The organism is Acetomicrobium sp. S15 = DSM 107314 (genome assembly GCF_016125955.1).
Lineage (GTDB): Bacteria > Synergistota > Synergistia > Synergistales > Thermosynergistaceae > Thermosynergistes > Thermosynergistes pyruvativorans.
In genome coordinates this window covers 1-342 of record NZ_JADEVE010000107.1, presented here as the reverse complement: position 1 = coordinate 342, position 342 = coordinate 1, and the positions used below count along the sequence as shown (strand labels likewise).

Sequence of the window (342 nt, the reverse complement as noted above, 5' to 3'; positions counted from 1 at the left end):
CGCTTTGCGGAAGAACTCAGGGCCATCGGCAATGTCCAAAAAATAAAAGTCAGGATTAATTCTCCAGGCGGAAATGTGATGTCGGCCCATGCGATATATACCCTTCTGAAGTATCATCCTGCAACGGTGACGATCTATGTGGACGGAATGGCGGCATCGGCTGCTTCCATTGTGGCTATGGCAGGTGATGAAATTATCATGCCAGTTAATACGATGATGATGATCTTAGGAATAGGGCTGTGTACACCTCCTGTGGGAAATGCACTTTTTGTAGGGTGCGTTGTGGGTAAGCGCAAGATTGAACAAGTGACAAAGGCCATGTTTCCATTTTACGTAGCCATG

Annotated in this window: 1 protein-coding gene; it reads left to right on the top strand. The window is 46.8% G+C overall.

Annotated elements, in window-relative coordinates:
* Positions 1 to 24: 24 nt before the first annotated feature.
* Positions 25 to 342: Clp protease ClpP (locus tag EZM41_RS02880; protein ID WP_342449215.1), on the top strand; the 318-nt coding region annotated here is incomplete at its 3' end.